This window comes from Vibrio sp. YT-15 (assembly GCF_033337445.1).
GTDB classification, from domain to species: Bacteria; Pseudomonadota; Gammaproteobacteria; order Enterobacterales; family Vibrionaceae; genus Vibrio; species Vibrio alginolyticus.
Map to the genome: position 1 here is coordinate 280407 of NZ_JAWOQR010000002.1, position 13016 is coordinate 293422.

The 13016-nt window shown below is 46.7% G+C and carries 11 protein-coding genes; 7 read left to right on the plus strand and 4 right to left on the minus strand.

Annotated features, from left to right (window positions below; genetic code table 11):
* Window positions 1-91: 91 nt before the first annotated feature.
* From R7D93_RS05395 to dsrO, 3 genes are read right to left on the minus strand one after another with little or no spacing between them, the layout of a single operon-like run.
* A complete protein-coding gene (locus R7D93_RS05395; protein ID WP_225495409.1) occupies window positions 92-3184 on the minus strand; it encodes a tetrathionate reductase subunit A in 3093 nt (1030 codons plus the stop codon).
* 17 nt (window positions 3185-3201) lie between these two features.
* On the minus strand, window positions 3202-4332 hold the full coding sequence (gene nrfD, locus R7D93_RS05400; RefSeq protein ID WP_225495408.1) for an NrfD/PsrC family molybdoenzyme membrane anchor subunit: 1131 nt from the start codon (window positions 4330-4332) through the stop codon (window positions 3202-3204).
* The gene (gene dsrO / locus R7D93_RS05405) at window positions 4329-5093 is read right to left on the minus strand and encodes a sulfate reduction electron transfer complex DsrMKJOP subunit DsrO (RefSeq protein WP_054729243.1); all 765 of its coding nucleotides are present in this window, start codon (window positions 5091-5093) and stop codon (window positions 4329-4331) included. The genes nrfD and dsrO overlap by 4 nt, the downstream gene beginning before the upstream one ends.
* Window positions 5094-5271: 178 nt before the next feature.
* Here dsrO and R7D93_RS05410 point away from each other — a divergent pair, with 178 nt between their 5' ends.
* The 5 genes from R7D93_RS05410 (at window position 5272) to R7D93_RS05430 (ending at window position 10912) form a co-directional block, all read left to right on the plus strand.
* Window positions 5272-7095: a sensor histidine kinase gene (locus tag R7D93_RS05410; protein WP_225495407.1), complete on the plus strand. Its 1824-nt coding sequence runs from the start codon at window positions 5272-5274 to the stop codon at window positions 7093-7095.
* Window positions 7096-7120: 25 nt separating this feature from the next.
* Entirely contained in the window at window positions 7121-7723 is a 603-nt protein-coding gene (locus tag R7D93_RS05415; RefSeq protein WP_025767241.1) for a response regulator transcription factor, read from the plus strand.
* Between the two features lie 102 nt (window positions 7724-7825).
* Window positions 7826-8224: a hypothetical protein gene (locus R7D93_RS05420; protein WP_005376702.1), complete on the plus strand. Its 399-nt coding sequence runs from the start codon at window positions 7826-7828 to the stop codon at window positions 8222-8224.
* Between the two features lie 64 nt (window positions 8225-8288).
* Complete coding sequence (locus R7D93_RS05425; protein ID WP_225495406.1) at window positions 8289-10400, plus strand: protein-disulfide reductase DsbD family protein; 2112 nt, start codon at window positions 8289-8291, stop codon at window positions 10398-10400.
* Complete coding sequence (locus R7D93_RS05430) at window positions 10397-10912, plus strand: protein disulfide oxidoreductase (protein WP_064368627.1); 516 nt, start codon at window positions 10397-10399, stop codon at window positions 10910-10912. Before R7D93_RS05425 ends, R7D93_RS05430 begins: the two co-directional genes overlap by 4 nt.
* Window positions 10913-10961: 49 nt before the next feature.
* Here R7D93_RS05430 and R7D93_RS05435 read toward each other — a convergent pair whose 3' ends face one another.
* Window positions 10962-11183, minus strand: coding sequence for a hypothetical protein (locus R7D93_RS05435; protein ID WP_225495404.1), 222 nt, complete (start codon window positions 11181-11183; stop codon window positions 10962-10964).
* Between the two features lie 424 nt (window positions 11184-11607).
* On the opposite strand from R7D93_RS05435, the gene R7D93_RS05440 reads away from it, so the two are divergent.
* Together R7D93_RS05440 and R7D93_RS05445 are read left to right on the plus strand one after the other, a co-directional pair.
* A complete protein-coding gene (locus tag R7D93_RS05440) occupies window positions 11608-12420 on the plus strand; it encodes a TIGR02594 family protein (RefSeq protein WP_017821644.1) in 813 nt (270 codons plus the stop codon).
* Window positions 12421-12422: 2 nt separating this feature from the next.
* A complete protein-coding gene (locus tag R7D93_RS05445; protein WP_225495402.1) occupies window positions 12423-12857 on the plus strand; it encodes a hypothetical protein in 435 nt (144 codons plus the stop codon).
* The last annotated feature ends 159 nt before the right edge of the window (window positions 12858-13016 follow it).

The following is a 13016-nucleotide window of genomic DNA, read 5'->3' on the forward strand; positions in this document are numbered from 1 at the left end:
TATTGGTTGTTCTATAAGCTATAAAAACAAAGTGGTGAAGAGCTGCACAAATCGGCAGCTCTAAGTGGTAGAGACGTCTTAACGTGCGGCGTTACGCTTTGCGGATTTTGGCCGGCAAGGACTGACGTGCCGCCGCGCCCACTACCCAATCCAACAATACACCTTTACCTTCTCGGGTAGGATCAATTAAGCCAATGTCGTTAATGTTGACGCCATCTTGGCTGCGCGTTTTTACGGGTTGTTGTTTATCGCCGATCCAGTGCGAGCGTTGTCCTAGCTCGGTATGACCAAACCCATGTTCAAATCCGAGTGTGCCAGGGCGAATCCCGTTGACTATCATCGCAAGTGCTTTGGTGCTTGCAGATGGTGTCTCGATAACAAACTCATCACCCGTTTTAATGCCTGCGCGCTCGGCATCGATTGGATGGATGTACACTGGGTTTACGCCTTTAATCGAGTTCAACCTTGGCGATAGGTTGGATACCGCACTGTGAATGTTGGATTTAAAGTTCGTTAGGCTGAAAGGCCATTCTGAGCTTGGGAACTGGTCTTCCATTGGTGTGCCATCGGCCAGTTTTTGTGGATGCCATGTTGGGCAACCCGTGTAGAAATCACCGGTCATGGTGTTTCTTGCGCTGCCGACACGTTCATTCCATATCGCGACAGGTCGTGTCCATTTGTGCTTCATTTGCTCACCTTGATACGCTTCGGTTGCATTTTCAAAACGTCCACCGCGAGCAAAAATAAACGCCACACGTTTCATCTCATCCGCTGTCAGCGTCTTCTGCATGGCTGGCATTAAACGCTCTAGGCCGGACCACGCAATGTCTTCTGCCGAAACTTCAGGCACCCCGCCTTTCACATAAGCCAAGTTTGCCGCGGAACGTAAGTAGAAATCTTCAGCGCTGTGGAGAGCGTGCCAATTCCCTTGCGCATCTTGAATCGCGTTGTCACCAAAGCCGCCTAGTTGCATTTTCTTGGCGACATCAATCAAAAAGTTTTCTAAGCAAATTGAACGACCATCGGCGGTTTTCTCTGTTCGCGCTTCCACAATCGGCCAGCGAGCGGTGACGGTTTTCACCGGAACGTCGTGCCAAGGCGTTGCCATACCCCAGCTTTCGTAGGTGACCGTGTCCGGCACAATATAATCCGACAATGCGGTGGTTTCGTTAATGAACGCATCAACAGACACAATCAAACCGAGTTGTTTTGGATCTTTAAGCTTGTCTTCCAGCAGCGTTTTCAAACCGGGCACACCATACATCGGGTTCGCCATGTGGTTGATCCACGCTTTAACGCGATATGGATAACCATCAATAGCCGCAGATAGGTGTTCTGTCAGCAGTGGCGCTGCAAACGGATACCAAGGTGCGCGAGTTGGATAAGGGGATTCACCAGCCTCAACGCGACGTTTGTATTCGCTGGTTTTGTGGTATGGGAATTTACTGCGCGATAAAAAGACGCCTTTCGGGCCGACTTTGCCAGCAAATTTGGTGAAGTCGTAACGAGGACCCGCAGCGGAAGTTGGGTAGCCACCCGCTTTCGCCATCGCGCCGCCTTTCATGTTGATGTTACCAATCAACGCATTGAGCATCATGATGGTAAACGAGTTATAGAACCCATTGGTGTGCATGTTGCCACCGTGGGTATCGACCACCGCTTTTGTGCCATAGCTTGTGAAGCGTTTCGCTAGTTCTGCGATTTGCTCTACAGGGATCTCACATTGTTGACTGTAGAACGCAAGGCTGTATTTAAACGCCTCTTCTTTGAGCCTTTGTAGAGACGATTTTACTCGCACTTCGCCCGATGCAAGCGAAACCGTTTTATCGACAAACAGTGCCGCTTCTTCTGTCTGGGTATGCACACCAAATTCGCCGCTTTGATCATCCACGATGACGTACGGGTCGGAGTCAGACAACGCTTCGCCCTCGAATGGCAGATTCAAGTCCGACGCGCGTAAAAACGTGCCGTTTCTCGGGTGCTGATTATCGCTTATCACAAGATGCGTAGCATTACACCAGTGCGCGGTGCCGGCTCGTTTCATCGCGTTTGCCCCCGGCTGCGCCAAGAAGGTTTTGTTGTAGCGTTGGTTTTCGATGATCCACTGGATCATGCCAAGCACGAGGGCAGAGTCGGTGCCCGGTTTGATTGGTATCCAGCGGTTGTTGTCACCGGCGGCCAAGCTCGATGAACCCGCCGGCAAACTTGGCGTGATGATGGTGTATTCCAAGCTGCCTTCTGTTCGCGCATTGGCGAGTTGGCGCGCCTGACGCTTAAAAGGGTTACCCGCTTGAGCTGGCGACATACCGATGAAGATGATGTATTCCGCATTATCAAAATCTGGCTTTAAGTGTGCGTTCTTATCTAAGTCGTTCATAAATGCGCCGCTGCCAGCACGAAATGCATAGCCGCAGTAAGAGCCATGATGCCCAAAGTTACGTGTACCATAGCTGTTGAACGCGAAGCGTTTGAATATGTCGTCTCGGCCTTCGTTACCGGCGTTGGTCATTAACAATTGGTTGGCTTTCGGTCCATATTCTGGGTTTTCAGGATCTACGGGCGTTGTTAAATCGTGAATGTCGCGTAAGCCATCAACATGGCCTTCACCAAATAAATCACCACCTTCTACGATTTCTTCTATCAATTGCTCGTAGCTGATCGGAATCCATTTTCCTTCGCCGCGTTTGCCAACTCGTTTCAGTGGCTGAGTAATGCGGTACGGGCTGTTGCGAATTTCTAGCATCCCATTGCCACGTGCGCATGCTGTTGAACGACCGTCAAGGCCCGCTTCTCCTGTCAAACTTAAATAAGCATCTTTGACTGGCGTTTCGAACGGAATGTGTTGCTGATGAGAGAGTGGGTGATATGGGTTGCCAGTAATACGCAAAATCTCGTCGTTGCGGTTATCAATGCGTACACGCAATCCGCACAGTGACCAACAACCAAAGCACATCGATGGCGCAACGCGCTGATTTGGATTCGGGATTAGGTTGCCTTTGCTGTTGACCGTGTACTCTGGTTCAAGCGAGTTACCGTGGTGAATATCACGCGTTTTTTCTCCCGCAGTGCCTTCGAGCGCACCCTCGACCATGTGTTTGGTGGTGGTGGCGTAACCCGCAGCGAATGCGCCAAGCCCACCCACTGCAATGCCTGATTTCAAAAACTGACGGCGTTTGTTATCCATGATGAAATCCTCTTTGATTAGCGTTCAGTTAAGGTGAGTGATGAGGCTTTTACTTCGATCTTTTGTTTTGGCTGAACCAGCTCCGAACCGAGCAGTGCCAGTGCAAGCCATAATCCGAGCATGCCGATAATGCCTATCCAGCCATTTCCATCCATAGTGAGTTGGTATGGATACAGCCCTGCATCGAACTTGGCGATGGTTTGCACTTCCATGATGGTAAACCAGCGAATCAGCCATGCACTTGCCAGTGCGGCAGCAGACACAAAACTGAACCCTATGACGTGACGAAATCTGGCTGATGCGGACTTTTTGGTATCGCGCAAGAAGATGAAAGCGAGCAAAACACAACCTAAAACGACAAAAGTGAGCAGGGCAATGTTGTGCATCCATTGTTCGCTAGAATAGAGCGAAAATGCGGAATTGTTGGATGCCCAAATCGGTAGCAGTATCAGCGTTAATACACCGCTGGTAACCACTGATTTTTTAAGTAAATTAGTATCGCCAGATGTCAGCGTCTTTGACTGACTAGGCAGCAAGAGCCAAATCAACAGAGAAAATCCGACCGCGCTCATAAATGCAGTGACAAACCAAAGAACCGGCGACGTGGGTTGGTGCCATAAAGAGCGCGATTTAACGACCGCAATTTCAGCGCCTGTGTAGACTGCAATGGTGAGGCCTGATAGCACCGTGATGGCGGACACCATAAGCATGGCTCTACGAGAGAGCGCCCAGTTACCCAGTGACAGCTTTGAAATTAGAGGCAGTACTTTCCCTGGCTGATTACGTAAGTTGATCAGATCCTCGCGGAGATACAGCCATGCGGTTACTACCGCTAAACCTGAGAAAACAGGCAAGAAAAGCGACCCTAAAGACATCCATGACCACGGAGTGATGTGGGCGTAAAAATGCCATGCGCGTCCCGGTTGGTGAAGGTCGCCAGTTAACGCCAACGGGCCTACGATAGCGCCGATGGCCAGCGTCAGAACAAGCGCAGCGCGCAGTCTGTGACTGGTGTGTTTTTCAAATAACAGTGCGATTAGGAATAAAACAGCAGCCGCATAAGCCGAACCGATGTAGAAGAAATACTGCACCGCCCACGGGAGCCAAGCCATCGCTTGAGGTTGGACTAACACTTCGGTGATGTTCATGCGCGCTCTCCTTGTGGGTCGTAAATAGCAGGTTGTCCGTCGATGTGGCTGGTGAAGCGTTCATCCATGCCGATGTAAAACACGTGAGGCTTGGTGCCTTCATTGGGTTTTAGCACTGTGATATCGTCTTGGTGCTTCGCAATTAAGCGGCGGACTTCACTTGATGGATCATTCAAATCACCAATTACACGTGCTCCGCCAACACAGGTTTCCACGCAGGCAGGCAATAGACCTTTTTCTAGACGGTGAGCACAGAAGGTACATTTATCTGCGGTGAGGGTGTCTTCATTGATAAAGCGAGCATCGTAAGGGCAAGCTTGTACACAATACGCACACGCTACGCAGCGACTGTTATCCACCATGACAATGCCATCTTCGCGCTGAAAGGTTGCTTGAACCGGACACACTGCCACGCAAGGTGGGTTGTCGCAGTGGTTACAAAGGCGCGGTAGCATAAAGGCTTTTGCTTCTCGCGTGGTAGAGCCATCATCTAACGTAACTTCGTATTGCTTTACGGTGGTTCGGAATTGACCGATAGGCGCTTGGTTCTCGATGCTGCAACCCACAGTGCAAGCCTGGCATCCGACACATTTACGCAAATCTATCACCATGGCATAACGCTTCCCGACTTGTCCTTTTCGGTCAGCGGACTGGTTATTTCGAATAATGTTTCCCGCAGTTGCCGTGCCAATGCCTGCGACTGGAATTAACGCGGCTCCGGCTGTGACCGCGCTGAGAAAGCGACGTTTGGTGGAATCCATAACTCACCTGCTTTTTTGTGGTATTTGAATTGACTGATTCCATTGTGAGAAATGCACTGCGAGGCTTATATTGTGGATTTCCACATACCCAGATCAAACTTGATCTAAAACAAATGTGGTTTAGGGAAGGTAGCTGTTATTCTTGTCGTACTCTCTTGACGGAACGATTCGACTCATCATGAAAAAAGCACTGTGGCTTCAGCTTTGGATTCTTTGCTTAGTTGCCTTTGCATCTTTGGCTCACGGCGCAGTTTCTGAACAAGCAGATCTGCAAGAGCAAAAAGCAGAGCAGCCACAGGTCAAGAAAAAAGTCGAAGTGGGCGTGTTAGCGATACGTGGTCATCTTTATGCCGAGCAGAGATGGCAACCGACCATTGATTGGCTCAATCAGCAAATTTCCGATGTGCATTTTGTTCTTCATCCCCTTAACTTGGATGAAATGGGCGAAGCGGTGAAGTTTCAGACCATGGATTTCATCTTAACCAACCCAGGTCAAGCAGTGCGGTTGGGCAGGCAATACGCGCTGTCGTGGATGGCAACGCTAACCAGCAGAGCACCACAAAACTCGAATTACGGAATTGGTTCGGCGCTTGTGGTTCGAGCCAATTCAAGTTATCAAACGGTGCAAGATGTCTCAGGACGTCCCGTTGCGGCGGTATCAGAAAAAGCCTTTGGTGGTTATCTAACGATGCGCTATCAAATAGTCAAAATGGGTCTTAATCCTAACGATTTCTTTGCTGATGTCCGTTACCTCGGCTTTCCTATTGATGCCAACCTGTATCAATTGCGTGATGGCAATGTGGAAGCCGCTGTCGTCCCTGCTTGTTTATTGGAACAGATGCAAAATGAAGGTCTGTTACAGCAAGGGGATTTTCGAGTCCTAAATCAACAGCCAAATGAACATTCTTCGTGCGCTGTTTCTACGCCGTTATATCCAAACTGGTCATTTGCCAAAACAGAGCGCGGCTCTGCTCAGATCGCCAAACAGATTGCGCAAGTATTGTTAGCGATGCCACCTGAACACCCTGCGGTTATTGCGGCAGGCGCGTCAGGTTGGACGTCACCCGTCAGCTTGCTGAGCATCGACAAACTTTATCAGGCGCTAGACCTCCATCCGTTGCAGCAGCCTTGGTGGCAAGAAGCATTGCGCTGGCTGCGTAGTCATCAGGAATGGGCGTGGGCGCTGTTCATTTTTGTGATTGTATTGAACGCTTACCACTTTTGGCTTGAGTATCGATTTAGCAAGAGCAAGCAAGCGTTGGAGCAGACATCGTTACGTTTAAAAGAGAAAAGTGAACAGTTAGAGCATTCACAAAGAGTCGCGATTGTCGGTGAAATCGGCACCAGTCTTGCCCATGAGCTCAATCAGCCATTGGCAGCCATTCGCAATTATAGTGAAGGCGGTTTACTTCGCTTGGCCAAAAAACGCCCACATGAAGATATTGTCCCTGTGCTTGAGAAAATACAGGGCCAAGTTGAAAGAGCCGATGCAATTATTCAGCGATTAAGAACGTTGATTCGTAAGCGCAGTGTCGACAAAACGTCGTGTGATCTTCAAGTACTTATTGATGACACGATTGAGTTGCTCCATTTTAGAATGCAGAAGCAAAACATTTCTATTGTGGCCAGTACAGAAGGGAACATTCGTCCGTTACTTGTCGATGCAGTTGGCGTACAACAGGTTTTAGTTAATGTGATCAGCAACGCGATTGATGCGTGTACTTTGTTCCAAGAGAAATATCACTCATCAGGTTATCAAGGTAAAATTGCCCTGCATTGCGATTACCAAATCAGTCAACTCTCTATTCGAGTGTTAGACAATGGTACAGGGTTGCAGCAAGAGAATCCGACTCAAGCGTTTGTGAGTAGCAAAGAAGAAGGGCTTGGGCTAGGGTTAGCCATTTGTCGCGATGTGATGGAAATGCATGGTGGCGAGTTTGTCATCAGCTCGATAGCACCACATGGTTGTTTGGTTGAGCTTGTGTTTCCATATCAAAACTAATCTGAACTAGGCATAGGAGCACTCAATGAGCAGCGGTGAAAAGCAGCTACCTGTTTTTGTAGTCGATGATGATGAATCGGTGCGTGACTCGCTCGCTTTTATGTTGGAAGAGCATGACTTCAACGTGACGACTTTTGCTGATGGGCAATCTTTTCTCGATAAAGTGAACATTCATCAGGCCGGATGCGTGATCCTTGATAGCCGAATGCCCAACCTTCGTGGCCAGCAAGTGCACCAAATTTTAAATCAAGCCAACAGCCCGCTAGCCGTTATTTATCTGACAGGGCATGGTGATGTTCCGATGGCGGTCGATGCATTGCAAGCTGGGGCGGTCAATTTCTTCCAAAAACCAGTCAAAGGCGATGAACTGGCACGAGCTATTTTGCAGGGACAGGCGCAGTCTGCCACAAACCTCGATATGGCAGCAGCTAAATCGGCTTATGAATCGCTCACACCTAGAGAAAAAGACATTTTACGTTTGATTATTGAAGGAAAGCGCAACATTCGTATTGCTGACGAACTTTGCATAGCAATGCGAACGGTTGAAGTACACCGAGCTAATCTATTGAAGAAGTTCTCGGCAAAAACCGTCGCAGAGTTGGCATATATTTATGGCAAGCTAGATTAAAGCTTACCGAGTGAAGCCTCTTAAGGTTATTTAGAGGATACAACTTGAGCTTTATGACGACTCGCGTATTATCTTCTTCGTTCTTACTTTATCTGAATTCTTATGAGTTTGTTGACTAAACGACATCACACGCCACATAAGCGGGCAAAATGGCTACTGGCGATTATTGGCTGGGTGGTGGTTGTGTGTCTGATGCAAAATTCAGGCTTTGCATCGTCATGCTCTATGAAATATGAGACGGAATCGCCCGCGGTTTCACTTGCTGATGAGCGTTCGAGCGTCAAGTCGATTGATACTAAAGAAACTAGCAAGTGCGAATTGTCTGAAAAGTTAATTCAGTTTTCTCAACATCAACTCGATGTATTTATTGTTGTTCTGTTTGTAGGTCTTTTTGCTTCGGCAATTTGGTTGTGCAGTGCCTATATTGGTGCGCAACATTGGACGGAACCGATAGGCCGTAAGTATCGAGTCCATCTGACTTTCTGTGTGTTCCGAGAATAAAAGCGTGCTTTCTGACCACTAGCGTCAGTTATTTAGCACCTTTGTCTTTTAACTAGGAATCACTATGAATCAAATTACTAAACTGACTCAGTTTGCGTCCATGTTTTTTATGACGCTTGCTTTGAGTTTGCTCTCTCTGAGTATTTCAGCTCAAACTAATGATACAGGTTGGCTGACCAACCCACAACATCCTCCAGTGCAAACGCGCTTTGTGCTCACTGGTCAACAAGATCCGCAAGCCAAAACACTTACAGGTTATTTGGATGTCAAGTTAACCGGAGACTGGAAAACTTACTGGCGTTCACCTGGTGAGGGCGGCGTAGCACCATCTATTGATTGGCAAAATTCACAAAATTTATCCAAAGTGGATTGGCAATGGCCGCACCCACAAAAATTCGAACTATTAGGTATCGAGACTCTTGGGTATAAAGGCGATACTTTGTTCCCCATGACGCTGCACGTCGAAGACATGTCCAAACCTGTCACGATTGATGCGGTACTGACACTTTCTTCTTGTACGACGATTTGTGTGCTGACCGACTATCAAATTCAATTGACGTTCTTGCCTTCTGATCTAAAAGTCGATGAAGACGTGATGTTCAGTTACGCTCAAGCAGTGAGTAACGTGCCGCAGCCATCGCCGTTTATTGATGTTACTCAGGCGAGTTGGGATGCGAACCAATCGAAACTACAAATCAAGCTACAGAACAGTCAGGGTTGGCAACAACCACAAGTGCTGGTGGATGGCGTCGATGAAGCAACGCGAGACTATAGCTTCAAGCTTGAAGGAATGAATCAGGAAGGAAACATCGTCACCGCGAGCTATATCGTTGATACTTGGCTGGGCGATGTGGAGTTAGATGGTCAGTCGCTGTTTGTGACCATCAAAGACACCAATTTACTAGCAGAAGAAACCACTCAAGCAACTGCTGAGGCAATAGTTGAACCGCTGCCGAGCACGTCTCTAACGAGTGTTTTTCTATTCGCGTTGCTCGGCGGTTTAATTCTTAACATTATGCCTTGCGTTCTTCCGGTTTTGGGGATGAAGCTAAGTAGTATTGTTGCCGCTCAAGGTATCGAGCGTCGTCAAATTCGCGCTCAGTTTGTTGCCTCGTCACTTGGTATATTAACGTCGTTCTGGATTCTCGCTGGTTTTATTTTGGTGCTCAAGCTAACAGGTAATGCCATTGGTTGGGGCGTGCAATTTCAAAGCCCCTGGTTCTTAGGTTTGATGGTGTTGGTCACCACTTTGTTTGGGGCCAATATGCTGGGGCTGTTTGAAGTCCGTCTATCATCGGGTACCAATACATGGCTGGCCTCGAAAGGTGATAACTCCCTAGTTGGTCACTATGTTCAAGGTATGTTTGCTACATTGCTTGCGACGCCTTGCTCCGCGCCTTTTCTAGGAACGGCCGTGGCGTTTGCTTTGGGTGCCGATGTGGTTACGCTGTTTGCTATTTTCACCGCCTTAGCGTTGGGGATGGCGTTGCCTTGGATTATGGTGGCAATTTTCCCAAGTATTGCGCTTAAATTGCCGAAGCCGGGTCAGTGGATGAACGTGGTCAAAAACGTATTTGGTGTGATGATGTTGGCCACCAGCGTTTGGCTACTGTCTTTGATGGCCAATCACCTCCCAGTGTTTTGGGTCATTTTCGCCGGTTTAGTCGCGTTTATTGTTCTGATGATTCGCGTTAAACGCGTTCATGGCGATAAAGCACTCGTGCTATCCGGCTCTGCATCGCTTATCTTAATTGCTGGTGGCCTGTTACTTGGTAGTGTCACTGCCGACCAATGGGCGACACCGCTTCCTGAGGACTTAGCGTGGCAGAAGCTTTCTAACTCGGCGATTGAAGATCACGTCAATAATGGGCGAGTGGTGTTTGTGGATGTCACTGCGGATTGGTGTGTCACGTGTAAAGCGAACAAGATCGGTGTGATCTGGCAAGATCCTGTCTACTCATTGCTGCAAAGCCCTAATGTAGCGACGTTAAAAGGGGATTGGACACATCCGGACGGCTCGGTAACGGACTTTTTACGAGCTCATGGGCGTTACGGTGTGCCGTTTAACATCGTCTATGGCCCGGCAGCGCCACAAGGTATCCCGTTACCTGTGATCCTGACTGATGATGTTGTTTTAAGTGCGGTGAAGCAAGCGAGTGGGGGAGCTATTCAATGAGTTCGACAAAGCGGCGTAGAACATTCCGATATTGGCTCGTTCAAATCGTACAGATGGTGCTCATTGTCACCGTCATTTCCATCGCGATGGATTGGTATCGCACTAAAGATATTCCTAAACAGGAGGCACCACCATTGAGCTCAGTATTGAGCGATGGTGAACACTTCGATGCAATCGCGCAAAGTTATGAACAACCTGTCGTTGTTTATTTTTGGGCGACTTGGTGTCCCGCTTGTAAATTTGTAAGCCCAAGCGTGAGCTGGCTGAGTGATGACTACACCGTAGTTGGCGTTTCTGGCTCGTCGGGACCGAATGAGCGTGTGGCGCAGTTTATGAGGGCAAAAGAATATCGTTTCGAAAACATAAACGATCCTTCAAGCGATATTATGCGCGAATGGAAAATTAGCGTGACCCCAACCATTTATGTTTTAAGAAATGGTGAAATTTCCTCTGTAACAACTGGCGTTACCACTCCGATAGGAATACTAGCGAGAATTTGGTTAGCTCGATAACGTAATAAAAATCCGATATTCAAAATATAGAGTATCGGATTTTTTCTTTTTATTTTCTCGCTCTAACGGGAATAATAATGTGTGCGTATGGCATACCATTCCACATCACGTATGGGCCATCATAACTTGAACCGATGGGTAGATAGTCGAGCAACACTTGGTCTAGGGTAATAATCATCATGTGTGGTTCTTCCAAAATCCATTGGTTATCGTCCGTTATTCCTTCTGAAAATGGGTCGGTGTTATTGGCGCCGCCATCACCCGCTAACATGCCAAAAAGTACAATTAACTGAAATGAAATTAGTTAAATAGTCAGATTAATAAATTAAAGCTCAATTTAATAAAAATTAAAGTTTGATAAATTTAATTATAGAGTGTCCTTAAAAAGGAAGTGTTATCTAAATTTAAAATAGTAATTGATAGTTTTACTATGTTAATTTAAGTGTTCATTTATAAACATTTTTTCGTCTATTAATACGCATGGTTTAAACATCTGGGCTGTCCTGCTTTGAAGCGTGACCAAAAGATGATAAATAGGTGTTTTTAGTGATATGAGCTGAGTTTATTTGTAATCTATATTTTCAACACCTAATTCCCCTCGTATGGCTAATCGTATAAGACAACATTTTATCTTTATTGTTGTCACGCTAAAGCGTACTTTCTTAATTATATGATTAGTTATAAAGGTAACGAGAATGGGATTAAAAATCCGTGGCTCTGTTGGTATAAATGGCACTAATTCGAAAAATGATGTTAAAGCAGTTCAACAATTTTTAAATGATAACCAAAAGAGAATAGGTTTTACCCGACTGTTGGTTGTTGATGGCTCGTTAGGGCGGAGTCCTCATTTGTCGAAAACAGTAGAGGCAATAAAAGTGTGTCAGCGTAAGCTACTTTATATGGTAAAGCCAGATGGTCGGATCGATGTAAATGGTAGAACTCATCGTAAGCTCAATGGATTACCATCCTATAGTTCAGTGAAAAATGATCCTCATGATGCTCAAAAACTAGTAACCAAAGTGCCTTGGATGAAAACAGCGTTGGGAGAAATTGGACAAAAAGAAGTTTCAGGCACTAAGGCCAATCCAAGGATTTTAGAGTATTTTACAGCATCTAAGTTCTGGGGCACTGATGACTCTGGAGGTCAAAATGCTTGGTGTGGTTCGTTTGCCGCTTGGGTTTTTAAACAACACGGAATCACTCCAGTAAAAGAAGCTTATCGAGCAAAGGAGTGGAAGGGTTTTGGTAAAAACATCTCAGAACCTATACATGGAGCTCTAGGGATTAAATCGAGAAAAGGTGGTGGGCATGTTGCTTTTGTCGTGGGAAAGAGCCCTGATGGTAGGCATTTGTACATGTTAGGAGGAAACCAAAGCAACCAAGTCAATATAGCAAAGTACTCTATTGATGTCTGGGACAAGTTCGTAGTACCGAGTAACTACGATGAAACAAAAGGTACTTTACCTGTATATACAAAAGGCTCTGCCTTAGCAGGAACGGAAAGTTAAATATGAAGAAATTTATAAGTTTGCTAGGCTGTGTGAGCTTATCAGCTTGCGCTTCACAGGGAGTGTACTCTCAGAATGAGGTACTCAAAGATGCGATATTTCAAACGCCCTATTCTGCAGTGGTGAAAATTACAGGTTTTGAAAAGTTTGCTGAACACGAGGAAGATGTTCTCTTTAAAGTTCAAGCAGAAGTGATTCAGAAACTTCGTGGAGACGTTGGGTCTGAGATTACTTTCAGTATGTATGGCGAGCTAGGAGATGAGCCCAATATAAACAATGATCCTGTCATTCTCACACTATGTCGTGATAAAGATACATATTATTGGCCTGGAACGGGGGCTGAGTTTGGGGCTAATCAAGAGAACATATTAAACGCTCAAGAAACAGCTACTCACTTGGATACAGAACAGCGCCATTTTGCACATTGTTCAGAATGAAATTGATAGCGGTTGAAACGAGCGGTTACAGAGCATGTTAGTCGCCATCGTAGATAGCGTCTTTGCTGAATGATTCGTCGAGGTTTTTTGGTCTTTGATTGTCAGAGCCGACTGACAAAACCATACCAACTGTGACAACCAAACCGCTATTAAAGCAGG